Annotated in this window: 25 protein-coding genes and 1 pseudogene; 6 read left to right on the top strand and 20 right to left on the bottom strand. The window is 60.7% G+C overall.

Translation table 11 applies throughout. The annotated features are described in order from the left end of the window. Positions 1 to 45: 45 nt before the first annotated feature. Positions 46 to 1947 carry an EAL domain-containing protein gene (locus FHT78_RS13260; RefSeq protein ID WP_183744367.1) on the bottom strand — a complete coding sequence of 634 codons (1902 nt, stop codon included), beginning with the start codon at positions 1945 to 1947 and terminating at the stop codon, positions 46 to 48. A gap of 470 nt (positions 1948 to 2417) precedes the next feature. Between FHT78_RS13260 and FHT78_RS13255 the strand changes: the two genes are divergently transcribed. Continuing rightward, on the top strand, positions 2418 to 2759 hold the full coding sequence (locus FHT78_RS13255) for a hypothetical protein (RefSeq protein ID WP_183744365.1): 342 nt from the start codon (positions 2418 to 2420) through the stop codon (positions 2757 to 2759). Positions 2760 to 2882: 123 nt separating this feature from the next. Then, entirely contained in the window at positions 2883 to 3398 is a 516-nt protein-coding gene (locus tag FHT78_RS13250) for a superoxide dismutase family protein (protein ID WP_183744362.1), read from the top strand. 130 nt (positions 3399 to 3528) lie between these two features. Here the strand turns inward: FHT78_RS13250 and FHT78_RS13245 are convergent, their stop codons facing one another. The 7 genes from FHT78_RS13245 to FHT78_RS13215 form a co-directional block, all read right to left on the bottom strand. Next, positions 3529 to 4059 carry a tyrosine phosphatase family protein gene (locus FHT78_RS13245; protein WP_183744360.1) on the bottom strand — a complete coding sequence of 177 codons (531 nt, stop codon included), beginning with the start codon at positions 4057 to 4059 and terminating at the stop codon, positions 3529 to 3531. Further along, positions 4056 to 4664, bottom strand: coding sequence for an HD family hydrolase (locus FHT78_RS13240; protein WP_183744357.1), 609 nt, complete (start codon positions 4662 to 4664; stop codon positions 4056 to 4058). Before FHT78_RS13240 ends, FHT78_RS13245 begins: the two co-directional genes overlap by 4 nt. Continuing rightward, positions 4661 to 5500, bottom strand: coding sequence for a folate-binding protein YgfZ (locus tag FHT78_RS13235; protein WP_183744354.1), 840 nt, complete (start codon positions 5498 to 5500; stop codon positions 4661 to 4663). The genes FHT78_RS13240 and FHT78_RS13235 overlap by 4 nt, the downstream gene beginning before the upstream one ends. 70 nt (positions 5501 to 5570) lie before the next feature. Next, the gene (locus FHT78_RS13230) at positions 5571 to 6323 is read right to left on the bottom strand and encodes a hypothetical protein (RefSeq protein WP_183744351.1); all 753 of its coding nucleotides are present in this window, start codon (positions 6321 to 6323) and stop codon (positions 5571 to 5573) included. Positions 6324 to 6342: 19 nt separating this feature from the next. Further along, positions 6343 to 6600 carry a hypothetical protein gene (locus FHT78_RS13225; protein WP_018115578.1) on the bottom strand — a complete coding sequence of 86 codons (258 nt, stop codon included), beginning with the start codon at positions 6598 to 6600 and terminating at the stop codon, positions 6343 to 6345. A 103-nt stretch (positions 6601 to 6703) separates the two neighbouring features. Further along, positions 6704 to 7186, bottom strand: coding sequence for a TIGR02301 family protein (locus tag FHT78_RS13220; RefSeq protein ID WP_183745337.1), 483 nt, complete (start codon positions 7184 to 7186; stop codon positions 6704 to 6706). 63 nt (positions 7187 to 7249) lie between these two features. Next, positions 7250 to 7666 carry an NUDIX domain-containing protein gene (locus FHT78_RS13215; protein ID WP_183744348.1) on the bottom strand — a complete coding sequence of 139 codons (417 nt, stop codon included), beginning with the start codon at positions 7664 to 7666 and terminating at the stop codon, positions 7250 to 7252. A 105-nt stretch (positions 7667 to 7771) separates the two neighbouring features. Between FHT78_RS13215 and FHT78_RS13210 the strand changes: the two genes are divergently transcribed. Together FHT78_RS13210 and FHT78_RS13205 are read left to right on the top strand one after the other, a co-directional pair. Continuing rightward, on the top strand, positions 7772 to 8092 hold the full coding sequence (locus FHT78_RS13210; RefSeq protein ID WP_183744345.1) for a YnfA family protein: 321 nt from the start codon (positions 7772 to 7774) through the stop codon (positions 8090 to 8092). A gap of 94 nt (positions 8093 to 8186) precedes the next feature. Beyond that, positions 8187 to 8951 (top strand): SOS response-associated peptidase, encoded by a 765-nt coding sequence (locus FHT78_RS13205; protein ID WP_183744342.1) that lies wholly within the window; start codon positions 8187 to 8189, stop codon positions 8949 to 8951. Positions 8952 to 9134: 183 nt separating this feature from the next. Here FHT78_RS13205 and FHT78_RS13200 read toward each other — a convergent pair whose 3' ends face one another. The 5 genes and pseudogenes from FHT78_RS13200 to FHT78_RS13180 all read right to left on the bottom strand — a co-directional run bounded on the left by FHT78_RS13200 (position 9135) and on the right by FHT78_RS13180 (position 15232). Beyond that, a complete protein-coding gene (locus FHT78_RS13200; RefSeq protein ID WP_183744339.1) occupies positions 9135 to 9272 on the bottom strand; it encodes a hypothetical protein in 138 nt (45 codons plus the stop codon). 166 nt (positions 9273 to 9438) lie between these two features. Beyond that, on the bottom strand, positions 9439 to 10284 hold the full coding sequence (gene pssA, locus FHT78_RS13195; RefSeq protein WP_183744336.1) for a CDP-diacylglycerol--serine O-phosphatidyltransferase: 846 nt from the start codon (positions 10282 to 10284) through the stop codon (positions 9439 to 9441). Positions 10285 to 10302: 18 nt separating this feature from the next. Then, a pseudogene (locus FHT78_RS13190) lies at positions 10303 to 11004 on the bottom strand (phosphatidylserine decarboxylase); the annotation flags it as partial. 133 nt (positions 11005 to 11137) lie between these two features. After that, positions 11138 to 13015: an ABC transporter ATP-binding protein/permease gene (locus FHT78_RS13185; protein WP_183744328.1), complete on the bottom strand. Its 1878-nt coding sequence runs from the start codon at positions 13013 to 13015 to the stop codon at positions 11138 to 11140. 162 nt (positions 13016 to 13177) lie between these two features. Continuing rightward, a complete protein-coding gene (locus tag FHT78_RS13180; protein ID WP_183744325.1) occupies positions 13178 to 15232 on the bottom strand; it encodes a LysM peptidoglycan-binding domain-containing protein in 2055 nt (684 codons plus the stop codon). Positions 15233 to 15388: 156 nt separating this feature from the next. On the opposite strand from FHT78_RS13180, the gene FHT78_RS13175 reads away from it, so the two are divergent. Further along, the gene (locus FHT78_RS13175; protein WP_183744322.1) at positions 15389 to 16012 is read left to right on the top strand and encodes a TIGR00730 family Rossman fold protein; all 624 of its coding nucleotides are present in this window, start codon (positions 15389 to 15391) and stop codon (positions 16010 to 16012) included. A 67-nt stretch (positions 16013 to 16079) separates the two neighbouring features. On the opposite strand, the gene rarD is transcribed toward FHT78_RS13175, so the two are convergent. Next, positions 16080 to 16994 carry an EamA family transporter RarD gene (rarD, locus tag FHT78_RS13170; protein ID WP_183744319.1) on the bottom strand — a complete coding sequence of 305 codons (915 nt, stop codon included), beginning with the start codon at positions 16992 to 16994 and terminating at the stop codon, positions 16080 to 16082. A gap of 114 nt (positions 16995 to 17108) precedes the next feature. Between rarD and FHT78_RS13165 the strand changes: the two genes are divergently transcribed. Continuing rightward, positions 17109 to 17969, top strand: coding sequence for a methyltransferase domain-containing protein (locus tag FHT78_RS13165; protein WP_183744316.1), 861 nt, complete (start codon positions 17109 to 17111; stop codon positions 17967 to 17969). Between the two features lie 71 nt (positions 17970 to 18040). Here the strand turns inward: FHT78_RS13165 and cimA are convergent, their stop codons facing one another. The 6 genes from cimA to cysS are packed head-to-tail and all read right to left on the bottom strand — an operon-like array spanning position 18041 to position 23450. Continuing rightward, positions 18041 to 19657: a citramalate synthase gene (gene cimA, locus FHT78_RS13160; RefSeq protein WP_183744314.1), complete on the bottom strand. Its 1617-nt coding sequence runs from the start codon at positions 19655 to 19657 to the stop codon at positions 18041 to 18043. 29 nt (positions 19658 to 19686) lie between these two features. Then, positions 19687 to 20646 carry a prolyl aminopeptidase gene (gene pip, locus FHT78_RS13155; RefSeq protein WP_183744311.1) on the bottom strand — a complete coding sequence of 320 codons (960 nt, stop codon included), beginning with the start codon at positions 20644 to 20646 and terminating at the stop codon, positions 19687 to 19689. After that, positions 20643 to 21119, bottom strand: a complete 477-nt coding sequence (locus FHT78_RS13150) for a GFA family protein (RefSeq protein ID WP_183744308.1) — start codon at positions 21117 to 21119, stop codon at positions 20643 to 20645. Before FHT78_RS13150 ends, pip begins: the two co-directional genes overlap by 4 nt. An 11-nt stretch (positions 21120 to 21130) precedes the next feature. Beyond that, positions 21131 to 21601, bottom strand: coding sequence for a GFA family protein (locus FHT78_RS13145; RefSeq protein WP_183744305.1), 471 nt, complete (start codon positions 21599 to 21601; stop codon positions 21131 to 21133). After that, on the bottom strand, positions 21601 to 22077 hold the full coding sequence (locus tag FHT78_RS13140; RefSeq protein ID WP_183744302.1) for a GFA family protein: 477 nt from the start codon (positions 22075 to 22077) through the stop codon (positions 21601 to 21603). Before FHT78_RS13140 ends, FHT78_RS13145 begins: the two co-directional genes overlap by 1 nt. Continuing rightward, positions 22074 to 23450, bottom strand: a complete 1377-nt coding sequence (cysS, locus tag FHT78_RS13135) for a cysteine--tRNA ligase (RefSeq protein ID WP_183744298.1) — start codon at positions 23448 to 23450, stop codon at positions 22074 to 22076. The genes FHT78_RS13140 and cysS overlap by 4 nt, the downstream gene beginning before the upstream one ends. Between the last annotated feature and the right edge of the window lie 148 nt (positions 23451 to 23598).

Here is a 23598-nt window from a genome sequence, read left to right as displayed (position 1 = left end):
ATACAGTCGATAACGGCTTGGCCGGCGAGTCGCAACGTGCCGAGATCAGTGCCGGCGCTTGGCGAACGGCGTAGTGCCATTCTTCTTTGCCGGCATGGACAGCATGTGCGCCGCATCGCCGAACGGTTTTGGGGGGCTGATATGATAGCCCTGGATCTCGTCGCATGCCTCGCGTTCGAGTAGTGCCATCTGTTCTGCGGTCTCCACGCCCTCCACGGTCACGCGCATACCGAGCGCATCGCCGAGCAGGATGATCGCGCGCATGATCGCATGCGCTTCCTTATGATCGACGATATCGTTCACGAAGGACTTGTCGATCTTGATCTTGTCGAAGGGGAAGCTCGATAGATAGCTCAGCGACGAATAGCCCGTTCCGAAATCGTCCATGGAAATGCGGATGCCGCGCTCCTTGAGCGCATGCAGGATCGGCAATGCCTCATCGCGATTTTCCATCAGCACGCTCTCGGTGATTTCCAGTTCCAGACGTGACGGCGAGAGTTCTGCGGCTGCAAGCGCCTTGTTGACATCCTGCAGCAGGTCGCTGCTGCTGAACTGGATGGCCGAGACATTCACCGCGATCTTGACATCTTCGGGCCATCGCGCTGCATCGTTACAGGCGCGGTGCAAAACCCAGCGGCCGATATCGACCACGAGGCCGACCTCCTCCGCAAGCGGGATGAACTCCATCGGCGGGACGCGACCGCGCACCGGATGATTCCAGCGGATCAGCGCCTCGAAGCCGCAGATGCGATGCTGCGCCAGATCGTAGAGCGGCTGGTAGTGAAGCTCGAATTCCTCGTTCTGCACGGCGGCGCGCAGATCGGCCTCCAGCGCATGGCGGGCCTGCATCTTTTCGTCCATCTCGTCGGTGAAGAAGCGCTGGTGCCGGCGTCCGTCCGCCTTGGCGTGGGAAAGAGCGACCGCCGCGTTGCGCAGCAGCTTATCGCTTTCGGCAGCATCGTCTGGAGCGATCGAAATGCCCATGGAAACACTGAGTTCCACCTGCTTGTCGCCGCGGAAGAAGGGTTCGCTGAGCTCTCGTCGGATCTGATCGGCGAGTGCCGTGATATTCCACGGCTGCTGGCGGTGTGTCTGCAGGATCGCGAATTCGTCCGAGCCGAGACGGGCAAGAATATTCTCCGAGCCGGCCGAGGCGCGAATGCGCTCTGCGACCTGCTGCAGGATCTTGTCGCCGGCCGAGACGCCCAGCGTATTGTTGATCGACTTGAACCGGTCGAGATTGAGATGCACAAGGGCGATCTGCTCGTCTTGCCTGCGCTCGGCAAGAGCCGCATCGAGCTGTTCGCGGAAGCGAATGCGGTTCGGCAGGCCCGTCAGCGGATCGTGGTGGGCGAGATAGGTAATGCGTTCGGCAGCCTTGCGGTCTTCGGTAATGTCGGCATGAATGGCGATATTGCTGCCGTCGGCAAGAATGGTGACGACGCTCTGGATGATGCGGCCGTCATCCATCAGCCATTCGCGCCGGCGAATGCGCCTGGTCTTCGAGGAGGCATCCTGGCCTTCCTTCCTGCTGCGTGTCCTGGCACTGGTTTGCTCAGTGCCGTGCGTCTTGTGCATCAGGTCGGCAATCCTCGTGCCGGGCGCAACATCGCCGTCGCTAAAGCCGAAGAGCTGGCGGAAGCGCAGGTTGGAAAGGGTCAGCCGCTGGTCCGCATCGAACACGCTGAGCCCGAGCGGCAGATTGTTCAGGACGATTTCGAAGAGCTTGTGCTGTTCTGCAAGCGCCTGGGCAGTGGAACTGATGGTGTCCCGAAGTTCGCGATTTTCGGTAAGCAGCATCTCGGCGCTGCGCTCGATCTCATCATATCCGCTTTCATGGCTGCGATAGGTCGCGATGACGAGCTCCATCAGATGCTCTGCATCGATAGATCCGTCCTCATTGACGGCCTGCGTGCACTGTTGCCAGAAAAGCGCCTCAGCTTTCATGCGCACAGGTCCCCTCGCGGGACGGTTGCGATGGAAGCATGGCAAAAGGCGAAGACGTCTTCGATTGGCAAAGGTGCCATATCGCGCCTGGCATAAAAAAGACCTTTCTAAAATGAATATGAGAATCAATTTTTTGTAGCCTGCAAATGGCCATTTACGGCAACCTGCATGCGGCATCTTCTACCGCTCCGATTAATAATCGGTTGCAACCGGGCGGCTCTTTATACCTGGCCGGCAATTTGCTCGTATCTCACAAACTACTGAAATGACGAAGAAACCTGGCTTATCGAGCTAAAATGAAACTGCCGTCGCGGCAGGCAGTTACGCTTTGTCAACTATGGTTAATCGAGAGTTAACAGCTTATTGACCGAGGCTGCAAATCAGTTTAACCAGCAAGTCAGTCTTTGATATTTTCCACCGGCGTACTGCGTACAGACCCTCACCGTAGGAAGCGGTGAATGGAGATTTGTATGACTGCTCTTTCATCAGTTCCAGACATCTCTTATGCATATTTGGCAACGCTCTCGCGCCTCGATGCCAATGGCGACGGCGTGTTGAGCCGCACCGAGCGCGCGGCAGATGAAAAGCCCGGCATCATCAGGGAATTTCTCGAAGACGGTGATGTCGACAATTCGGCGCCGAAATATCCGAGCAGACTCGTCGCGCTCATGATGGAATACAGTGACACCGGCTCGGCGAGCGGAACGGCCGTTCCCTATGCGCTGCAGCAGCTTGCCCCTGATGCCGATGACCAGGCGATGCAGATCTATCGCAATACCTACGGCGAGTTCGATCTCGGTGCTGCCGCCTGACCGTTTCGTCAGCATGCTTGGTCAGCCGGCCTCGCGGCCGGCTTTTTCTTGCCTTTTATGCAGACCGGAACACCTTCCTTTGTGAGGCGTTGGGACTCAGTCCCCGAAACGGAAGGAATCCCGATGAAAATCATAGGCATCATCGCTGTCCTCGGCATGCTTGGGGCGGCTTCCCAAGGTTTTGCCCAGGACAAGCAGACGGCGACGGCGAATTTTATCGGCCCCGACGGCAAGGAGGCAGGCCGCGCCACGCTGACCGCTGCCGCCAATGGCGGCGTTTTCATCGAGGCGGAAATTTCCGGCCTGCCGGCCAATAAGTGGGTTGCCTTTCATATCCACGAAACGGGCCGCTGTGACGCGGCATCCCATCATGAATCAGCTGGCGGCCATTTCAATCCGACCAAGGCCGAGCATGGTTTCCTGGCGGCCAAGGGACCGCATGCAGGCGACATGCCGAACCAGTTTGTCGGTCAGGACGGCATCCTGCGCGCACAGATCTTCGACACCATGATCTCGCTCGATGGCAAGGAGGATGGCGTGCGTGGCCGGGCGCTGATGGTGCATGCCGATTCTGATGATTATCGAAGCCAGCCATCCGGCGGCGCCGGCGACAGGATCGCCTGCGGCGTGATCAAATAGGTTCTGGCTGCGTCTGGTCGGCGCCGGCGGCCGTACCGGATTAGGCCGAGCGGCTGATGGGGCTCGCCATCACCCAGACCGGCTGTTCCGCGTGCTCGTCCAAGCCGGATGGAGGAGGGGGCGAGGAGCATCAACCGTTTGAATTGTCCCTGACGGGCAGCACGAAAGGTGCGTTGCCATTAGCCTCCGCACCACGGCCGATGGCTCTCACGGCATCGACGAGCCGGCCGCGCCGGTTAAGCAGCGCATCGCCGATTTCGACGATCCGCGCATTTGGTGTCGCATAGGGCGAAGCGGTTCGCAGCCGATGGGCAAGCGCCATATCCTCCTGCTCGGGCGCGAGCGAGAGAGCCGCGATCAGCGCCGCGGCAGGCGAGCGCGATACACCCATCCAGCAATGGACGAGCAGTGGTGCCTCCTGTTGCCAGCCGGCGGCAAAATCGATGATCGCCCGCACGTGCTTTTCGTCAGGCGCCACGAGATCACCCGTACCCTTGAAGACAATATCGTTCATGTTGAGTAGCAGATGCCGGTCGGCCTGGATGACGCCCGGCCGGTGAAAGGCCTGCTCCTTCGCCATCAGGCTGATCATCTCGCGCGCCTTGTACCGCACGGCCATTTCGCCGATACGCGCCAGGGGAGAAACCACGATCACGGTCACGCGCCAGCGCTCCGCTTCGCCTCGATCTCGGCAAAGCGCTTGCAGAAGAGCCGCTGCGCTTCGAGCGCGGGGACGGGGTCGATCGCGAGCATGTCTCGCGTGATCCCGCGCGGCTGGCCGAAGAATTTCTGCGCTTCGGCCGGCGTGAAGCCGGCAAGAACAGTCGCCTCGAAATAGGCGGCGATCGTATCGGCCTTCTTGATCTTGTCCTTGAGCTCGCGGGAGGGGTGCGGCGGCAGGCCGAAGCGCAGATGCACAGCCGCCTCCAGCCGTTTCTCGACGGTCTTGTACCCACCGCCGACGACCGCCTTGAAGGGGGAGATCATGTCGCCGATCACATATTCGGGCGCGTCGTGCAGCAGCGCCATCAGGCAATCGGCGGGTGTGGCTTCATTGAAATGCCGGAAAATGGATTCGACGACAAGGCAGTGTTGCGCCACGGAAAAGGCGTGGTCACCCGACGTCTGGCCATTCCAGCGGGCGACGCGTGCAAGTCCGTGGGCGATATCGCTCAATTCGACGTCGAGCGGCGAGGGGTCTAGCAGATCGAGCCGCCGGCCGGACAGCATGCGTTGCCAGGCACGTGGAGCCTTCGCATTCGTCACGCGCTGGCCTCGTCCGAGGAAGTCGGAAAGCTCAGCCCGGACCAGGAAGGCAGGCTGAGCGTCACCGAAACATCGCCGGCAAGCAGAGGCGTGCCGGATGCCATGGCTTCGCCGGCGCGGTCGATGCGCACGATTGCCAGTCCGCTCGTCCCCTCGACGGATCCGAGCGTGCCGACCGGCTTGCCATTGGCGGTGATTTCGGTGCCGCTGGCAGGCAGCGCGGCGCCCGCCGAAACGGTCACGACGCGACGCCGTGCCGTGCCGCGATGCTGCATGCGGGATACCACTTCCTGGCCGACATAGCAGCCTTTCTTGAAGGAAAGGCCGCCGTTGAAATCCATCAGTACGTCATGCGGAAAAGCGTCCTGCAGCGCATAATCAGGCCCTGACGTGACGATGCCATTTTCGATGCGCAGCGCATCGTAGAGCGCAGCATCGTCGCTGCCATGATGACCGATACGACGCAAAACAGTGACATTGGCTTTGGCAAAGCGACTGTCCTTGACGCCATCTTTGGCATCCTCGCCCCAGGAAACGGTCACGCCGTCCTCGGCAACCGGCGTCAGCGTCACCGGCGCACGCAGGCGATACATGATCAGCCGCTTCAAGAGGGCTTCTCGCTGGGCCGCATCCGTTTCGATGATGAAGCCGTCGCCGTCGCGCCAGATCATGAAGTCGAACAGGATCTTGCCCTGCGGCGTCAAAAGCGCGCCCGGCCTCGCCTCGTCCGCACCCAGCGAAACGATGTCGGTGGTAATGAGATTCTGTAGAAAAGCTTCTGCTTCCGTGCCGCCGACGGCAATGAGCGAGCGGTCTTTCAGGAATACGGCTGGCATGGCGAAACCTGTCGCGTTGATGGTCGCTCAGAGGTAGGTCTTTGACGCTGAAGGTGCAAGCGCTGCGACGTCAGTCGCCGGCCGTGAAGAACTTCCATTTACCGTCAGGCGCGATGCCGACGCGATAGAAATTATAGCCGCCGAATTCCTGCATATCCGAGAGATCGCCCGCGGTCACGATGCGCAGCAGCTCCACGCGTTCCGGCGGCGTCAGCGTTTTCAGGTCTTTTTCGGCAAAATAAGGCCAGACGTACATTTCGTCGGGCGTGCCCTGGCCGACATGCACGAAGCCGGTCGAGATGACGTCGAGCATGATAGCGAGGATCTCGTCGCCATCGGGATCGCCCGAGAGATCTTTCAGTGTGCCGATCGGATCGTCCGTGGGTTCGCCGACAGTCACCTGGGTCTGGCCGGTGCCGGTTCCCATCAGCGGGCGCAGGCGTTCGAGATCGCCTGAAGCGGCGGCCTCGACGATCTGTTCGCGCATCTTGCGCACTGGTTCCGGCGCCTTGCTGATGTCGTAGATCACTTCGACGGGCTTGGAATCGTCGGATGCACCTGGCGTCTTGTCGACGCTCTGGCCGCTCTCTTTGTTGACGAGCGGATCCGGTTGGGGAACGCCGGAAGAGCCGTTCTGCGGTGCAGCCGGCGGCTGCGGGCTCTGCTGCGCCGTGGCCCGCGCATCGGGCTGCCCCGGGATTTTCTGAAGTTCGGAAAGCGCGTAGGCGGAAGAAGCAGACAGCATGCTGCCTGCGGCGATGCCAATGGCAAGCAGGACCGGCGCGAGCGGGATTCGCGGGGAAAGATCTTTACCGGTACGCATGAGACTCTCTTTATTGCCCTTATTGCAGGGTCCTGTTGGTGGAAAACTCACCTGCCAGCATGCGGTCGCGAAGCGAATCGAGCAAGGCCTCGGCGCTACCTTCTCCATGCAGTCTGATCGTCTCGCGCAGTGCATGTGCAATTGCAGCATCGGCAATGATTTCAGGCTCGATGCCATCGGCCATGCCATCGGCCCAAGCCTCGTTCTGGTATTCCAGAGCCGCCTGCATCTTTTCGTGGACGATCATGTCGTCGATGTCGTTGAGGCTTGGTTCCATTATCTTTTCCTCAGAACTTCTCATGTCTTACCGCTACGTTAACAACACTAACAGCCTTTTCCCAAAACGACACGTGCGCATGCGAAAACAGGTTAATTAAACGTTAATTTCCAAAGCGCGAAGTAATTTCTGTGGCAAGTGTTGCACCTTCGTTACGGTAGCGCTCTTCCGCCACGATGGCCGCCTGCGTGCAAACCGTGTAAACCGAAGCGAACGCCCGGTAGCCGCGATTGAAGGCTGCGGTCAGTTTTTCCTTGCGCTGCGGTTCTCCATCCGTTTCGGAATCAAGCAGTTGCTGCATGTCGGCCCGCCATTCGTCCGCCCCTGGCGCCTTGCAGAGCGTGCGCAGATAATGCACCGAACCTAGAACCTCAGCCAACCGCGCCAGCTTGTCGTCATAGGGGACGATCGCAACCTGCGGCACTATTTCCTCCGGTGGCGGAGGCGCATTCTTACCGCCCTGCACCCCACTTTGCGCGCCCCCTTGCGCCATTGTGGCACCGGCCCAGACGAGCCCGCCAAAAACAAGAGATGACAAGACGACGCGTCGAACGGGAATCATGCTTCCAGTTGATACATGGAGCATGACCGGAACAAGGCGCATGCGGCAGTTTCCACTTCTATTCCGCAAACTATTCCAGCAGTACTTTTATTCGCCGGCCGCGAGCCGCTCGGCGCATTCGAGCACGCTTTGCGGCACCGGCATGCGTCGGATCTCCTCCACACTGTACCAGCCGATCGCTGCCGCATCGTCGGCGGCTTCGGCCACCAGATGGCGGTCCGCTTCGACGCGGAAGACGGAAAGGAAGAAATGGCTGCTGATGCTGCCATCGGGCGCATGCGTTTTCAGGTCATAGGTGGAAAACAGAAGCGGGTTTCGCGCCTGAATGCCGGTCTCCTCCAGAAATTCGCGCAATGCCGTTTCCTCAGGTGTCTCTCCGGGTTCGCCGCGCCCTCCCGGAAAAGCATACATGTCGGCAGAAGGCGGGTTTCGCCGAAGCACGAGAAGGAATCGGCCATCACGTTCAAGAATGGCGGAAGAGGCGGGTTTGGCTTGGGAGATCATCGCTTCGCACGCTTTGCTGTGATGCCGCCTTATCCCACGGGCGGCTCACCTTGCGCAACCGTCGGCATTGCGTGGAATATGGCTCATGATTCCTGCGAGACGCCCTTGACCTACCTGATCTACACCTTTGCCGCCCTCTTCGAAATTGCCGGCTGCTTCGCCTTCTGGGCTTGGCTTCGACTGGCAAAGCCCGTCTGGTGGCTGGCGCCGGGCGTGGTATCGCTGGCGCTCTTTGCGTGGCTGCTGACGCTGGTGCCGAGCGAAGCGGCAGGCCGCACCTTCGCGGCCTATGGCGGCATTTACATCGTCGCCTCGCTGCTGTGGCTCTGGTTGGTGGAGAATCGCGTTCCCGACCACTGGGACGTCGGCGGTGCGCTGGTCTGCCTTGCCGGCACGGCGATCATCCTCTTTGGGCCGCGCGGTTAGAACATTCCGCAAAAGATGTGCAGCGCCTGCCATTTGCAATTGCACGACGGCAAACCGCCTTGACCCATCCGGGGCAGGATGCAAAGAAACCTTTATGTGTGGACGTTTTGCCCTGACAGAGGTAGTCAAGGATATCGCCGAAGCTTTCAGCCTTGCCGAGTTGGAAGGCTTTCCGGCGCGCTACAACATCGCGCCGACACAGCCGATTCTGGTCGTCATCGCCGGCGAGGGGCAGGAGCCGGGCAGCAACCTGCCTGATCGCCGCGCTCTTCTGGTGCGCTGGGGTTTCACCCCGGGCTGGGTCAAGGATCCCAAGGAATTTCCACTGCTGATCAACGCGCGCGCCGAAACCGCGATCGGCAAGGCCTCCTTCCGCGCCGCCATGCGCCATCGCCGCATCCTCATCCCAGCCTCCGGCTTCTATGAATGGCATCGCCCTTCGAAAGAAAGCGGCGAGAAGGCACAGGCCTATTGGATCCGGCCTCGCCGCGGCGGTGTTATCGCCTTTGCCGGCTTGATGGAAACATGGTCCTCGGCCGATGGTTCTGAGGTCGACACCGGCGCCATCCTGACGACGAAGGCAAACGGCGCGATCTCCTCGATCCATGACCGCATGCCCGTCGTCATCCAGCCGGAAGATTTTTCCCGATGGCTGGATTGCAAGACGCAGGAGCCGCGCGAGGTTGCGGGCCTGATGCAGCCGGTTCAGGAGGATTTCTTCGAGGCGATTCCGGTTTCCGACAGGGTCAATAAGGTCGCCAACATGGGGCCGGACCTGCAGGATCCAGTGCCGCTTGAAAAGGCGCCGAAGCCGCCGCAGAAAAAAACACCAGATGACGGCCAGCTCAGCTTCTTTTGAAACCCAGCTCCACTGTCACGCTAAATGGAATCGGGTGATGTCTGCTGGCCCCAGTTTTGGCTAACAGATGTGTCGCTTGCAGCCCTTTCGCGAGATACGCCGCATGGCAAGGTCCGATGTCATGATCGGCATCGTCAGGAGCTTGCAGGCGATCAGCCTCCTCGTCGGGTTTTTCGCGCCCGCTTAGGCTGACTTCTTGACCGGTGCCGGCTTTGCCATCATCGAGGCCGCAGCGACCGCTTTGAGTCCGAGCGGGCGGTAGTTGGTCGCGAGATCCGGCTTGGCTGTCTGCTGCTGTTCCGTTGTCTTCTTCGAGGTCACGATACTCTCCTTACGTGTTTTCCTAGAATTTTATCTGTCCTGTTCTTTTGTCTTTAATAGCGACAAAAGAGAGGCATTGCCGATCAGGAAATGTAAACACGAACCATAATTCGCGAGGCTTAACCGAAGCCTGCGTTCGTTAATACTTACTTAATAAAGTGGATGCTCAGATGTGACGACCGATGTCGTCCTCGCCGATACCGGGTTCCTCGATGGTCAGCGTGCCATATTTGCGCTTCCACTTTCGCGCGCCGAAGGGCAGCGAAACGAGGTAGGCGCAGACGGTGAAGACCATCACTTCCCAGGTAAAGCTCATCAGCATCGCGACATAGAGCACGACGCCGAGCATCGCCGGTAGCACGAGATCGCGCCGCATCCGGCTTTCGGATTTACCGGACCAAACAGGCAGGCGGCTGATGAGCAGGAAGGCGATGAGGACCGTGTAGCCCGAGGAGAGAAAGGCGAAGATCCGGTCGGTGGTGAGGCCGAGAAAGCCGAGATAGACAGGTAGAAGCACGAGCATCGCGCCGGCCGGGGCCGGCACGCCGACGAAATATTCCGATTGCCAGGGCGCCCGGTTCTCGCGCTCCGACATCACGTTGAAGCGCGCCAATCTGAGGCCGGCAGCGATCGTGTAGATGAGCGCGGCGATCCAGCCCAGCGAACGCGCCTCGTCGAGCGCGTAGACATAGACCACGAGGGCGGGGGCGACGCCAAAATTGACGATGTCGGCGAGCGAATCCATCTGCGCGCCGAATTTCGACGTGGCCTTCATCAGTCGCGCCACACGCCCGTCGATGCCGTCGAGGAAAGCGGCGACGAGCACCATGGCGACAGCCAGCTCATACCGGCCTTCGAAAGCAAGCCGGATGCCGGTCAGGCCGGCGCAGATGGCAAGGATGGTGATGAGGTTCGGAACGACGAGCCGGATCGGAATCTCGCGCAGGCGCGGCCCGCGGGCGGAATCGTCCTTCGGGCCGTTCGGTTCGAAGGGCGGAAAGGGTGGTTCCATATCGCGCTCTCCTGAAAGTTAGCTGCGACGGCTGATGACCGGGCCTTTTGCCGAGGCGAATTCGGCGATAACCGTCTCGCCGGCAACCGCTGTCTGGCCGAGCGAGACGCGTGGTGCGGCACTAGCCGGCAGGAAGACATCGAGGCGCGAGCCGAAGCGGATAAGACCGAAACGTTCGCCGGCATCGACGGGTTCATTGACGTGCGAGAAGCAGAGGATGCGCCGTGCGACGAGGCCGGCGATCTGCACCACGCCGATCTGGCCGTGGCTGGTCTCGATCACAAGACCGTTGCGCTCGTTCTCTTCGCTCGCCTTGTCGAGTTCGGCATTCACGAAGGTGCCGGGGCGGTAATTGATGCTGACGATGCGGCCCCGCATCGGCGCGCGGTTCACATGGCAGTTGAAGACGTTCATGAAGACGGAGATGCGCAGCATAGGCTCGTTGCCGAGGTTGAGCTCGGCAGGGGGCGTGACTACCTGTATCGAAGAAACCTTGCCATCGGCAGGCGAAATGACGAGATCATCGTCCTGCGGCGTCACCCGCTCCGGATCACGGAAGAAATAGGCGCACCAGAGAGTGAGGATAAGCCCGACCCAGAAGAGTGGCTTGAAGAGCCAGCCCAATACGAGCGACGCGACGAAGAAGGCGGCGACGAAGGGGTACCCCTCCTTGTGCACCGGTACGATCGTGTTGCGAACCGTATCGAACAAGCTCATGAATGCCGGTCTCCTGTCGTTTTTCGTATCCGCTGGTTACAGAAAAACGACCTGATGAGCAATGGCGCGGATCTCAGGCCGCTTTCGTTGCATCGGTTCTAAACAATAAAACAGACAGTTCCGCCTGTCTGCAGCACTAGCTTGCCGGCGCCAGCCGGTTGACGATGCCGAGTTCGTCACTCTCGCGGACCTGCTTGAGATGTTCTTCGGCCTGCGTAGCCTCGCGCTGACGGTTCCACATCGACGCGTAGAGCCCGTTCTGTTCCAGAAGGACGGCATGCGTGCCGCGTTCGGCGATCTCGCCGCTCTTCAACACGATGATCTCGTCCGCGCCGATGACGGTGGACAGGCGGTGGGCGATGACCAGCGTCGTGCGGTTCTTGGAAACGACATCGAGTGCGGTCTGGATTTCCCGCTCCGTCGTCGTATCGAGCGCCGAGGTCGCCTCATCGAGGATCAGGATCGGCGGGGCTTTCAGGATGGTGCGGGCGATTGCCACGCGCTGCTTCTCGCCACCGGAAAGCTTCAGTCCGCGTTCGCCGACCTTGGTTTCGAACCCCTCCGGCAGCATTTCGATGAAATGCCCGATCTGGGCGATTTCAGCCGCCTGCTTCACCTCGGCTTCGCTGGCCGAGGGCCGGCCGTAGCGGATGTTATAGGCGACGGTGTCGTTGAACAGCACCGTATCCTGCGGCACCATGCCGATCACCGAACGCAGGCTCTTCTGGGTGACCGTGCGGATGTCCTGCCCGTCGACGGTGATGGAACCGCTCTGGATATCGTAGAAGCGATAGAGCAGGCGCGACAGCGTCGATTTACCGGCTCCCGACGGACCGACGACGGCAACCGTCTTGCCCGCGGGCACCTCGAAAGAAATGCCTTTCAGGATCGGCCGGGCCGGATCATAGGCGAAATGCACGTCCTTGAAGGAGATGGCGCCCTGGCCGATGGCGAGCGCCGTCGCGCCGGGCGCGTCCAGAACCTCGGCCTTCACTTCCAGAAGATCGAACATCTGCTCGATATCGATCAAGCCCTGGCGGATTTCACGGTAGACGAAGCCGATGAAGTTCAGCGGCACGGAAAGCTGCAGCAGCATGGAATTGACAAAGACGAAATCGCCGACCGTGTGCTCGCCGCGCTGGACCGACCAGGCCGAGAGGACGAGCATGATCGTCGTGCCGATGCCGAAGATCACGCCCTGGCCGAAGTTCAGCCAGCCGAGGGAGGTCCACACATCTGTCGCCGCCTTTTCATAGCGCTCCATCGACTTATCGAAGCGCTTGGCCTCCATCTCCTCATTCCCGAAATATTTCACGGTCTCGAAGTTGAGGAGCGAGTCTATTGCCTTGGTATTGGCATCCGTATCGCTGTCGTTCATCGCCCGGCGGATGGAAATGCGCCAGTCGGAAGCGCGGATGGTGAACCAGATATAGGCCCAGACGGTGAAGGCGGTGACGGCGAGATAGGAGAAGCCATAGCCCCACCAGAAGATCGCCGCCGTCAGCAGGAATTCGATGACTGTCGGGATCGAGTTCAGGATCGTGAAACGCACGATCGTTTCGATACCCTTGGTGCCGCGCTCGATGATGCGCGAAAGTCCGCCCGTCTTGCGCTCCAGATGGAAGCGCAGGGAAAGCTCGTGCATGTGCACGAAGGTGCGGTAGGCAAGCTGACGCACCGCATATTGACCGACGCTGGCAAAGAGCGAGTCCCTGAGCTGGTTGAGGCCGAGTTGGATGAGACGGGTTAGGTTATACGCGATGACGAGAGCGGTGGCACCAATCAGCAGAGGCGGCAGCGTGCCCTGCAGGTCCATCCTGCCGTTCAGCGCATCGGTCGACCACTTGAAGAAATAGGGCACCAGCAGCAGCACGAATTTCGAGATGAGCAGGTAGACCGAGGCCCAGACGACCCGCATCCTCAGATCCGGCCTGTCCTTCGGCCACATATAGGGCCAAAGATTGTAGAGCGTTCCCAATAGGTTGGAGTCTGAAACTGTCTTGCCGTTTGCCATGCTTGTCTCCAGCCCGGCGGGCCGCTGTCGCCGCGGCCTGTCGCCGCCCCCGCGAGATATGCCACCGGCTGGCGGATTACAACATTGATAGGGATTTTATCGGCGAGGTATTGCGCGCGGTCCTAACGAAAACGGCGGCCGATGGGCCGCCGTTTTTTTGAATCAGAGGTGTCCGCCCGAGAGCCGCTTGCGGTGCAGCTCCTCCGCATTCGGAAGCGCATCCTTCGGCAGGCCGAAGACCTGACCCGGACGGATGCGGTCCGGATTGAGGATCTTGTCCTCGTTGGCGATGTAGATCGTCGTATAGCGCACACCAAGGCCATAGGTACGCCGGGAGATCTGCCAGAGCGTATCGCCACGGCGAATGATGACAGCGTTGTTGTTTGCCGTCAGCGGCGCCTGCTCGATCGTCTTCGGCTGGCCGGCCGCCGATGCCTCGTTTGACGGCATCGGCGCGACATTGGCGCCGGGAACCGTCAGTTCGGCAATGATCGCGCCGAGCTTGTCGAGCGCCGCGCCGACCGACTTGGCATCCTTCGGCAGGCTCTGCAGCATCGTCAGCGCGTTCGCCGCAACCTGAGAGGCCGAAGCCGATGCCTGCTTGAAGGCGTCGGTCGCTTCGATGCCCGGACGGAAGTCGACGAGCGCGCGCAGCGCGAACTCGGTGGCCGAGCGGGCTGCTGCGAGCTGCTCCGCACCCGGTAGCTTGCCGTCCGCGAACAGGCCCTTCAGCAGGCTGAAGGCTTTCGTCGCATCGCCCTCGAGCTTGCCGAGCTGGCCCTCGTCGAGCGGCACCATCGCCTGATTGGCATTATTGCCCGACTGCGCGGCAACCGTCACCTGATTGCCTTCCGGACGGTTGAAATTGACGGTCGCGCGAATGAGGACCTTGCCCGAGCCATCGACGACATCGACACGGATCTTGTGATCGCCGACCGAGAGATTCATTGCGCCGCTGATAACGAAGTGACCGTCCGGCTCCGCCGTATCCTGGCCGATCAGCGCATCGTCGGCGTAGCCGACGACCTTGGCATTGCCACGAGCCGTGCCGGCCACGAAGATCTTGTTGCCCTCGATCTCGACTGCATTGATCATCACATCGGCGGCAGCCGCGTTGCCCTGCTGGGTGCCGGGAACGATCGCATTGTTCGATGTTGCGGGCGTGTTCGGCGTCTGCATCGCGACCTGGTCATTCGGAGCGCCATTTGGGGCAGGCTGCGTGTTGTCGGTCGTCTGGTTGCCGGCGGCTGCCACGGCCGCGTCATTGGCAGTTGGCGTCTGGGCGTCGGCGACCTCGGCCTTCGGCGCGGTAATGATGCGGCTGGCCGTGCCGGGCTTGGAAACCATGGCGAGCAACTCGCTGCCGCTCCCGTCCTTCGGCACGGAAACGGTCGCAACTTCTTCAGACAGCGTGGTCTTGCCATCCTTCCCGGTTACCTTCAGCACGAGCTGGTGATCGCCGGCCGGAAGCGGGTTGTCGAGAACGGCTGCAAAATCGCCGGTGCCGTCGACATCGGTCGTCACGACCACTTTGTCGCCGTCGAGCACTTCCAGCTTGCCATTCGGCTCGGCCGAACCGGCGATGACGGTCGAACCGTCTGGCTCGACGCGAAGCACGTCGAATGCCGGGATCTTTGGACCGCTGTTGGACGCGGTATCGGCAGCAGTCTGGCCATTGGCTGCGGCCGGCTGGCCGGCTGGCTCCGACGCACCAGTCAGCGCGGCTTCGGCGCGTGCGAGGGCGGCCAAAGCATCGGCGGTATTTTCAGGAAGATTCTGGATGATGTCGCGGGCCTTGCCGGCACCATCCTTGGCCTTGGAGACGAGGCCGGCAGTGGTCGTGTCGAGACCTTCAGGGGCAGCGAAATCGACGATCGCGGTCAACGTGTTCACGGCTGCGGTCTTTGCGCCCGCAAGCGCATCGGCGGCGGGCACCTTGCCGTCGGCAAACAGCGCCTTCAGGCCGGAGAGGGACCGGACGGCATCGGCAGTGAGGCTTCCGATCTTCTGGGCGGCTTCTGCGGCATCCGCGACAGCGGAACGGGAAGTCTTGGATGTTTCGTTAACCGTATTGTTGACCTCGGTGCCAGCCTGGTTGATGGCGTCACCGACCTTCGCCACATCAGAACCGAGCCGGGGCATGACGAAAAACACCATCAGTATGATTGCGATTACGAGCACTGCTAGGGCCAGCAAGCCGGCACGGTTTTTCATCATTGCGTCTCCAAAGGCGGCAAATTGCCGTAGTATTCAGAAATTGCTAGCGATTCCCGTTGCTTTGCACAAGCATTCAAAGCAAATACTCAAGCTCCGGACGTCGCTTTTCAGTCAATTTTCTTGACTGCATTGAAATGGAATAGTTGTTTTTCCCTTATGACCGAACAATCTGTACCGATTCGATCCATTTGCGTTTACTGCGGCTCTCGGCCGGGACGCGATCCTTCCCATATGGCTGCCGGCCGCGCGCTCGGAAAAGAGATTGCGGAATATGGCCTTCGCCTGATTTATGGCGGCGGCACAAAGGGCATCATGGGCGCTGTGGCCAGCGGGACCTTATCCAACGGCGGCCAGGTGACGGGCATCATTCCCGAGTTCCTGATCGACATGGAAGCGACTCGCCATTCGCTCGGCCAGCTCAACGAGCTTATTGTAACTCCTGACATGCATGCGCGCAAACACACGATGTTCGAGCGTTCGGACGCCTTTGTGGCCCTGCCGGGCGGTATCGGCACGCTAGAAGAGATCGTCGAGATCATGACCTGGGCGCAGCTTGGCCGTCACGAAAAGCCGATGGTCTTTGCCAACATCAACGGCTTCTGGGATCCGATGATGGAGCTCTTGCGCCACATGACGGGCGAGGGTTTCGTGCATACCGCCCATCGCGTCCAGCCGCTCGTCATCGACGAGATCTCCGGCGTCATCCCGGCCATCATGGCGCAGGCGGCAGAGCTTGCCGCCGACCGTGACGGCGAGGATGAGGTCATTTCGAAGATGTAGGCTTCATGCGATTCCAGCAAAGCGTGCGGCGGTTTGCGTCCGGAATTGCGTAGGAAACACGCCGGCTCTAACGTCCGCGCGTCGTCCTCAACATCGACCAGCTGTAGAAGAACAGGCCTGCCCAGATGAGCGGGAATGCGATCATACGTGCCGTACCCATCTCTTCGTGAAACACGAAAACGGCGATGAGGAAGATCATCGTCGGCGCGATGTACTGCATGATGCCGATGGTCGAGAGCCGGAGCAGCTTGGCGCCGTTAGCGTAGATCATCAGCGGTACGGCGGTAATCAGTCCGCAGCCAAGCAGCAGAGCGGTATCGCTAAAGCCCGTGCGGTAGAAATGTCCTTCGCCGCTGACGAATTCCAGGTAGAGGATGTAGAGCAGGGCGGGCAGGCTGAGGATCAGCACTTCCAGGAAGAAGCCCTGGTTCGGCCCGAGCGGCAGCGTCTTGCGAAACAGGGCATAGAAGCCCCAGCTGAACGCCAGCGTCAGCGCCACCCATGGAATGCCGCCGCTGTCGAAGGCGAGGACGACGACCGCAAGGCCGGCAAGGCAGATCGCCGCAATCTGCAACGGCTGCAGTTTTTCTTTCAGGAGCACGGCGCCGAGGAAGATGCTGAAGAGCGGATTGATGAAATAGCCCATGGCCGCATCGAGCGAATGGCCGGCACCGATCGCCCAGACATAGGTGCCCCAGTTCACGGTGATCAGTGCCGCGGTCATCATTGCCATGGCGAGCATGCGCGGAGAGCGCAGCGCGACCTTGATATCCTGCGTGCGTCCGAGCACCAGAAGCACGATGCCGGCAAGCGGCAGCGACCATAAAATGCGATGGGCGATGACTTCGGCAGGCGAAATATGCGCGACCGCCTTCATGTAGATCGGCAGAAAGCCCCACAGAAGATAGGCCGTCAGCGCGAAGGCAAAGCCGCGCGGACTGTCTTCGTTCTTGATAAAGGAGGCGCTTGCATCGGCAGACATCGGGTGTTTCCATCTTTGTTCTGTTTCTGATCCGCATTAGCTTAAGCGGCGTGAATAGGCCAATTCATTTCATTGAATGGAACCGCACCTGCACTGCCGCGAAGAGAGGCAAGCATGGACGAAACCGAACTGGCGGTCTGCCGGCAAGCCTATGCCGCCCAGATGCTGGCAAAGATGGGTGTCGCTGATGACGAGCGGCTGCGGCAGGCCTTTGCGACGGTGCCGCGGGAGGATTTCCTGGGCCCGCCGCCGTGGCGTATGCCAAACGGGTCCGGCTATCAGGACATGCCATCCACCGACCCCGTCATCCTCTATCAGGATGTCCTTATTGCGCTGCAGGAGGAACGGCAGGTCAACAATGGCAGCCCTTCGCTGCATGCGCTCGGCCTCCACTGGCTTGCGCCGCAGCCGGGAGAAACGGCCTGCCATATCGGTGCCGGCGGCGGTTATTACACCGCCATGCTGTCGCATCTAGTCGGAAGCGCCGGTCATGTCGTGGCGATCGAATATGACCGGGCGCTTGCCGCCCGCGCCACCGTTAACCTGGCTTCCTACGGCAATGTCGAGGTGATCTGTGGTAATGGCCTGGAATGGCCGCAATCGCCGGCGGATGCGGTCTATGTCAATTTCGCGGTCCATAGGCCCGCCGAAGCCTGGATCGACAATCTCGCCGTTGGCGGCAGGCTGATCTTTCCACTCTGCGCACCCTCCCGTGACGGCAACGAAAATCTGCGGCCACGCAGCGCCCGCGGCGGTTTCTTCCTGATCCAGCGCATGCTCAACCACTATCGCGCCCGCTATCTCAGCCCCACCTTCTTCGTCTGGGGTCATGCCGCATCAGGCACGCTCGAGACCTATAAGGCGCTGGAATCCGCATTCCGGCATGGCGGCATGGAAAAGGTCACTCGGCTGCGCTGGAAGACGCCAAGAGATGAGGACGAATGGTATTCGGAGCAGGACTGGGGCCTCCGATAGAGCATTTTCCGTTTTTTCGCATGGAAATGCTCTATCTCTTTGTTTTCACGCGATTCCGGACGTAACAGCACTCATTCGGCTGCGATCTTGCCAGCAAGCTGCCGGTTCTTCATCAGCTTGTAGATGACCGAATCCATCAACGCCTGGAAGGACGCGTCGATGATGTTTTCGGAAACGCCGACCGTCCACCAGCGCACGCCGCTGGAATCAGTGGATTCGATGAGAACGCGGGTGATGGCCTCGGTGCCGCCATTGAGGATACGCACTTTAAAATCGGCGAGCACGAGATCGTCGATCTCATGCTGATACTTGCCGAAATCCTTGCGCAACGCGAGGTCAAGCGCATTGACCGGGCCTTCGGCTTCCGCGACCGACATCAGCGTCTGCCCGTCGATGGCGATCTTCACGACGGCTTCGGAGACGATCTTTATACGCCCGTGGGAATCGAAGCGCCGTTCGATCATCACCCGGAAGCCGTCGATCGAGAAGAAGTCCGGGATGGTGCCCATGGTGCGGCGCGCCAGAAGCTCGAAGCTCGCATCGGCACCCTCATAGGCATAGCCGGACGCCTCGCGCTCCTTCACGATCGAAATCAGGAGATCGAGCTTCGGATCGTCCTTGGCGACGTCGATGCCACGTCGCCTCAGTGCATTGATGAAGTTCGCCTTGCCGCCCTGATCCGAGACCATGACCTTGCGGAAATTGCCGACACTTTCCGGCGGCACGTGCTCGTAGGTGCGCGGATCTTTTACAAGCGCCGAAGCATGGATGCCGGCTTTGGTAGCGAAGGCAGACGCGCCGACATAGGGCATCTGATGATCCGGCGAGCGGTTCAGGAGTTCGTCGAAGGCGTGCGACAGGCGGGTGAGGTTAGTCAGCCGCTCTGCGTCGATCGCCGTTTCGAAACGCGTGTTGTAGGCGCTCTTCAGCGCAAGTGTCGGGATCAACGTCACCAGATTGGCATTGCCGCAACGTTCGCCGACGCCGTTCAGCGTACCCTGGATCTGGCGCACGCCTGCCTCGACCGCGACGAGCGAATTGGCGACCGCCTGGCCTGTATCGTTATGCGCGTGGATGCCGAGACAGTGGCCCGGCACGCCGAAGGCGATCACGGCTTCGACGATGGCGCGCACTTCCGGCGGCTGCGTGCCGCCATTGGTATCGCAGAGCACCACCCAGCGCGCGCCGTTCTCATAGGCGGTCTTCGCACAGGCGAGCGCATATTCCGGATTGGCCTTGTAGCCGTCGAAGAAATGCTCGCAATCAACAAGCGCTTCCTTGCCGGCGGCAACAGCGGCTTTGACGCTTTCGGCGATGCATTCAAGGTTTTCCTCGTTGGTGCAGCCGAGCGCCACCTGCACGTGGTAATCCCAGCTCTTGGCGACGAAACAGACGGCGTCGCTGCGCGCCTGCAGGAGGCCTGCGATGCCCGGATCGTTGGAGGCGGAAACACCCGGCCGCTTCGTCATGCCGAAGGCGACGAAGGAGGCCTGGCTGGTGCGCTTCTCGGCGAAGAAGGCGGTGTCGGTCGGATTTGCGCCCGGATAGCCGCCCTCGACATAATCGAGCCCGAATTCGTCCAGCATGCTCGCAATCGCAATCTTGTCCTCGACGGAAAAGTCGATGCCGGGCGTCTGTTGCCCGTCCCGGAGCGTCGTATCGAAGAGGTAGATTCTTTCGCGTGCCATAGTGATGTTTCCTGTCGCCGCTTGCGGCTTTATTGTTTGCCTGCAAACCGGTCCGTCGCCCGGATCAGCTGGTCGAGAATGCCGGGTTCCGAAAAGGCATGCCCGGCCCCTTCGATCAGGTGGAACTCGGCCCTTGGCCATGCCTTGTGCAGCAGCCAGGCATATTTGGCCGGGCAGGGCATATCATAGCGCCCGTGGACGATTACGCCGGGAATGTCCCTTAGCTTATAGGCATCGCGCAGCAGTTGGCCTTCATCCATCCAGCCGGCATGGACGAAGAAATGATTTTCGATGCGCGCAAAGGCATAGGCGAACTCGGCTTCCTCGAACTTGCCGCTGGTCGATTTTTCCGGCAGCAGCGTGATCGTCTCGCCCTCCCAGATGCTCCAGGCTCGCGCGGCTTCGAGAGCAACGGCGCGGTCCGAGCCGGTCAGGCGGCGGTTATAGGCGAGCATCATCTCGTGGCGCTCTTGCGCAGGAATGGGTGCCACGAAGCGCTCCCACTTGTCCGGGAACATCTCGGAGACACCGAACTGATAATACCAGTCGAGCTCGGCCCGCGTCAGCGTGTAGATGCCGCGCACGATGAGTTCGGAGACGCGCTCCGGGTGCTTCTCGGCATAGGCAAGTGCCAGCGTCGAGCCCCAGGAGCCGCCGAAGACCTGCCATTTATCGACGCCAACCATTTCCCGTAGCCGCTCGATATCGGCAACGAGGTGCCAGGTGGTGTTGGCTTCAAGGCTCGCATGCGGGGTCGACTTGCCGCAGCCACGCTGGTCGAAAAGCATCACATCATAGAGCTTTGGATCGAACAGGCGGCGATGAACGGGCGAGATGCCGCCGCCGGGACCACCATGCAGGAAGACTGCCGGCTTGGCGCCTGATGTACCGCAGCGTTCCCAATAGATCACATGGCCATCGCCGACATCGAGATGGCCGGACGCATAGGGTTCGATTTCGGGATAGAGCGTGCGCAGCACTTCGGTCATATCTTCACGCCTTTCGCGGGCCAGACGGCGGTATCATGGTCGGGGTGCTGGAAGGAGATGATCGCTTCCTGCCGTGCATAGAAATCCGGATCCCTATGCACGGGCGCTTCAAAGATCGTCTCGACCCAGGGCAGGCGTGCATCGTAATTAACCTGGATCTGCGGGGCGAGATCACTGCGGTCATCGAATGTGCCGATCGCAAGTTCCAGTCCGCCCGGATGTCGATAGGTCATCGGCGTGCCACAATCCCGGCAGAAGCCGCGCTCGATATTGACCGAGGACTGGAAATAGGCGGGCTCGCCGCGGCTCCACTCCATGCCTTCTTCCGGCGCCGTCACCAGCGCGGAAAAGAAACCGCCGAACTGCTTCTGGCACATGCGGCAATGGCAGATGGATGGGCGTCCGAGCTTGCCTGTGATACGGAAGCGCACGGCGCCGCACTGGCAACCGCCTGTTCTCGTCGTCTCTGTCATGGAGAAGCTCCTCAAGGCCAATGGGATGTATCGTGGTCGGGATGCTGACGGTTGCTCGCCGCAATCCTGTTCTCGCGATCGTTTGTTTCCGGTTCCGGCTCGACAGGCAAGCCATCGAGCGCATGAAACCAGACCATTTTGCTGTCGAGATTGGACTGCATGACCGGCTTTACCGTCTGCGGATCATCGAGCGATCCGAGCGTGATGTTGATGGAGTCGGCATCGGGACTGTCGTAGAAAAGCGGCGTGCCGCAATCGCCGCAAAAGCCGCGCCGCACGAGACCGGAAGAGTGGAACCATTTCGGCTCTCCGCGCGTCAGCTCGAAACCTTCACGCATGGCCGCAGCAAGCGGCAGGAAATAATTGCCGGCGGCCTTCTGGCACATGCGGCAGTGGCAAATATGCGGATAGCCGAGTTCGCCACGCGCCCGATAGCGAACTGCGCCGCACTGGCAACCCCCAGTTTGCTCCACCGTTTCCATCAGGCGTGATCCTCCGGCGGCCAGACCGGCGTATCGTGGTCCGGATGCTGATAGGAGATGATCTCGCGGAGGAAGGAGCCTGCGGCGACATCCGCCTCGGTCCGTTCGCCCGGCAGTTCATGCAGATGATCGACGAAGCCGATCTTGCCTTCCACGCCCCACTGAATAGTCGGCGGCAGCAGAGAAGGATCATCGAACGCGCCAGCCGCGACGGCCATACCGTCAGGCGCCTCGTAGGTCAGCGGCGTACCGCAATCGCCGCAGAAGCCGCGACTGACGAAATTCGAGGATCGGAAGGTCTTTCGCTGCCCTCTGGTCCACTCGAATTCCATCCCGCGTACGGAAACCAGCGGCGCGTAGTAGGCGCCGAACGCCTTTTGGCACATGCGGCAATGGCAGATCGAGGAGCTCGGGAGCGTACCCCGCACCCGGAACCGGATCGCTCCGCATTGGCATCCACCGGTATAGGTGTTCATTTCTTCACCTCCCACGTCGTCACGCGTTCGCCCGTTGCCGGATCCTTGCCATCTTTGAGCTGGATACCCTCGGCAGCAAGCGAATCGCGGATCTTGTCGGCTTCGGCGAAGTTCTTTGCCTTGAGCAACTCCAGTCGAGCCCTGACGCGCGCATCGATCTCGGCCGCCACCGCCTCATCAATTTCCGTCTTCTTCGGCAGCACGCCGAGCAGGGCCGCACTGGCCGCAAAGACCGCGTCGTTGCCGGATTGGGCGAGCGCATGCAGCGCCTGGACAGCTGCGACCGTATTGAGATCGTCGGCGAGCGCGTTCAGCACGGTCTCATCCGGCTTGGCATCACCAGGTTCGGCCGCCGGCCATTTGGCTAGCAGACGTTCGGCTTCCTCCAGCCGCTTGACCGAAAAGTCGATCGGCTCGCGGTAATGCGTCATCAGCATAGCAAGGCGAAGCACTTCGCCCGGCCACTGACGGCCAGCGAAAGTCTCCGTGTGCAGCAATTCGTAGATGGTAACGAAATTGCCTTCGGACTTCGACATCTTGCGGCCTTCGACCTGCAGGAAGCCGTTATGCATCCAGACATTCGCCATCACGTCAGTGCCATGGGCGCAACGCGACTGGGCGATCTCGTTCTCGTGGTGCGGGAAGATCAGGTCCAGCCCACCGCCATGGATATCGAAGACGTCGCCGAGATAACGCCCGCTCATTGCCGAGCACTCGATATGCCAGCCCGGACGGCCGCGGCCCCAGGGGCTTTCCCAGCCGGGTTCGTTTTCGTCTGAGAGCTTCCAGAGCACGAAGTCGCCAGGGCTCTTCTTGTGCGCATCAACGGCGACGCGGGCGCCCGCCTGCTGCTCATCGAGATTGCGCTTCGAAAGCCGGCCGTAATCGGCCATCGACTTCGTGTCGAACAACACTTCGCCTGATGCCTGATAGGCATGGCCGCGCGCAATCAGCCGCTCGATGATCTCGATCATCTCAGCGATATTGTCGGTCGCACGCGGCTGCACTGTCGGCTCGAGCGACCCTAGTGCCAAGGCATCGTCGAGAAACTGTTTCTCGGTCTTTTCCGTCACCGCCCGGATCGCCGCGTTCAGCGGCAGGCCCGGATAGTCGCGCAGCGCCCGCGCGTTGATCTTGTCGTCGACGTCGGTGATGTTGCGCGCATAGGTGACGTGGCTTTCGCCATAGACATGGCGCAACAGGCGGAACAGCACGTCGAAGACGATGACCGGCCGCGCATTGCCGATATGGGCGAAATCATAGACCGTCGGGCCGCACACGTACATGCGGACGTTTTCGGCATCGATCGGCTTGAAAACCGATTTCTCCCGCGTCAGCGTGTTGTACAGCTTCAGTTCCGGCGTACCGCCCATTTCACTCTCCCGATATGCATAAGCACAAAATACTGCCACCGGCAGGCCGGGGCGTTTCGCATCTTGGACATTTGGGAGACGAAAACGGCCAGGCCAGCTTTGGGCTAGCGAATAATCTTCCGGCAAATAATGCAGGTAACCGTTTTCA

The organism is Rhizobium sp. BK196 (assembly GCF_014193255.1).
Taxonomy (GTDB): domain Bacteria; phylum Pseudomonadota; class Alphaproteobacteria; order Rhizobiales; family Rhizobiaceae; genus Rhizobium.
The sequence above is the reverse complement of the archived record's forward strand: the minus strand, read 5'-3'. Positions and strand labels throughout refer to the sequence as shown.

Excerpts from the sequence above, each read along its gene's own strand:
- FHT78_RS13235 (WP_183744354.1), bottom strand. The coding sequence starts at position 5,500 with ATGCCAGCCGTATTCCTGAAAGACCGCTCGCTCATTGCCGTCGGCGGC.
- FHT78_RS13165 (WP_183744316.1), top strand. The coding sequence starts at position 17,109 with ATGGACGAAACCGAACTGGCGGTCTGCCGGCAAGCCTATGCCGCCCAG.
- FHT78_RS13145 (WP_183744305.1), bottom strand. The coding sequence starts at position 21,601 with ATGGAAACGGTGGAGCAAACTGGGGGTTGCCAGTGCGGCGCAGTTCGC.
- FHT78_RS13215 (WP_183744348.1), bottom strand. The coding sequence starts at position 7,666 with ATGATCTCCCAAGCCAAACCCGCCTCTTCCGCCATTCTTGAACGTGAT.
- FHT78_RS13150 (WP_183744308.1), bottom strand. The coding sequence starts at position 21,119 with ATGACAGAGACGACGAGAACAGGCGGTTGCCAGTGCGGCGCCGTGCGC.
- rarD (WP_183744319.1), bottom strand. The coding sequence starts at position 16,994 with ATGTCTGCCGATGCAAGCGCCTCCTTTATCAAGAACGAAGACAGTCCG.
- FHT78_RS13185 (WP_183744328.1), bottom strand. The coding sequence starts at position 13,015 with ATGGCAAACGGCAAGACAGTTTCAGACTCCAACCTATTGGGAACGCTC.
- pip (WP_183744311.1), bottom strand. The coding sequence starts at position 20,646 with ATGACCGAAGTGCTGCGCACGCTCTATCCCGAAATCGAACCCTATGCG.
- FHT78_RS13230 (WP_183744351.1), bottom strand. The coding sequence starts at position 6,323 with ATGCGTACCGGTAAAGATCTTTCCCCGCGAATCCCGCTCGCGCCGGTC.
- FHT78_RS13260 (WP_183744367.1), bottom strand. The coding sequence starts at position 1,947 with ATGAAAGCTGAGGCGCTTTTCTGGCAACAGTGCACGCAGGCCGTCAAT.
- FHT78_RS13220 (WP_183745337.1), bottom strand. The coding sequence starts at position 7,186 with ATGCTCCATGTATCAACTGGAAGCATGATTCCCGTTCGACGCGTCGTC.
- FHT78_RS13205 (WP_183744342.1), top strand. The coding sequence starts at position 8,187 with ATGTGTGGACGTTTTGCCCTGACAGAGGTAGTCAAGGATATCGCCGAA.
- FHT78_RS13140 (WP_183744302.1), bottom strand. The coding sequence starts at position 22,077 with ATGAACACCTATACCGGTGGATGCCAATGCGGAGCGATCCGGTTCCGG.
- cysS (WP_183744298.1), bottom strand. The coding sequence starts at position 23,450 with ATGGGCGGTACGCCGGAACTGAAGCTGTACAACACGCTGACGCGGGAG.
- FHT78_RS13250 (WP_183744362.1), top strand. The coding sequence starts at position 2,883 with ATGAAAATCATAGGCATCATCGCTGTCCTCGGCATGCTTGGGGCGGCT.
- FHT78_RS13175 (WP_183744322.1), top strand. The coding sequence starts at position 15,389 with ATGACCGAACAATCTGTACCGATTCGATCCATTTGCGTTTACTGCGGC.
- FHT78_RS13225 (WP_018115578.1), bottom strand. The coding sequence starts at position 6,600 with ATGGAACCAAGCCTCAACGACATCGACGACATGATCGTCCACGAAAAG.
- pssA (WP_183744336.1), bottom strand. The coding sequence starts at position 10,284 with ATGGAACCACCCTTTCCGCCCTTCGAACCGAACGGCCCGAAGGACGAT.
- FHT78_RS13180 (WP_183744325.1), bottom strand. The coding sequence starts at position 15,232 with ATGATGAAAAACCGTGCCGGCTTGCTGGCCCTAGCAGTGCTCGTAATC.
- cimA (WP_183744314.1), bottom strand. The coding sequence starts at position 19,657 with ATGGCACGCGAAAGAATCTACCTCTTCGATACGACGCTCCGGGACGGG.
- FHT78_RS13255 (WP_183744365.1), top strand. The coding sequence starts at position 2,418 with ATGACTGCTCTTTCATCAGTTCCAGACATCTCTTATGCATATTTGGCA.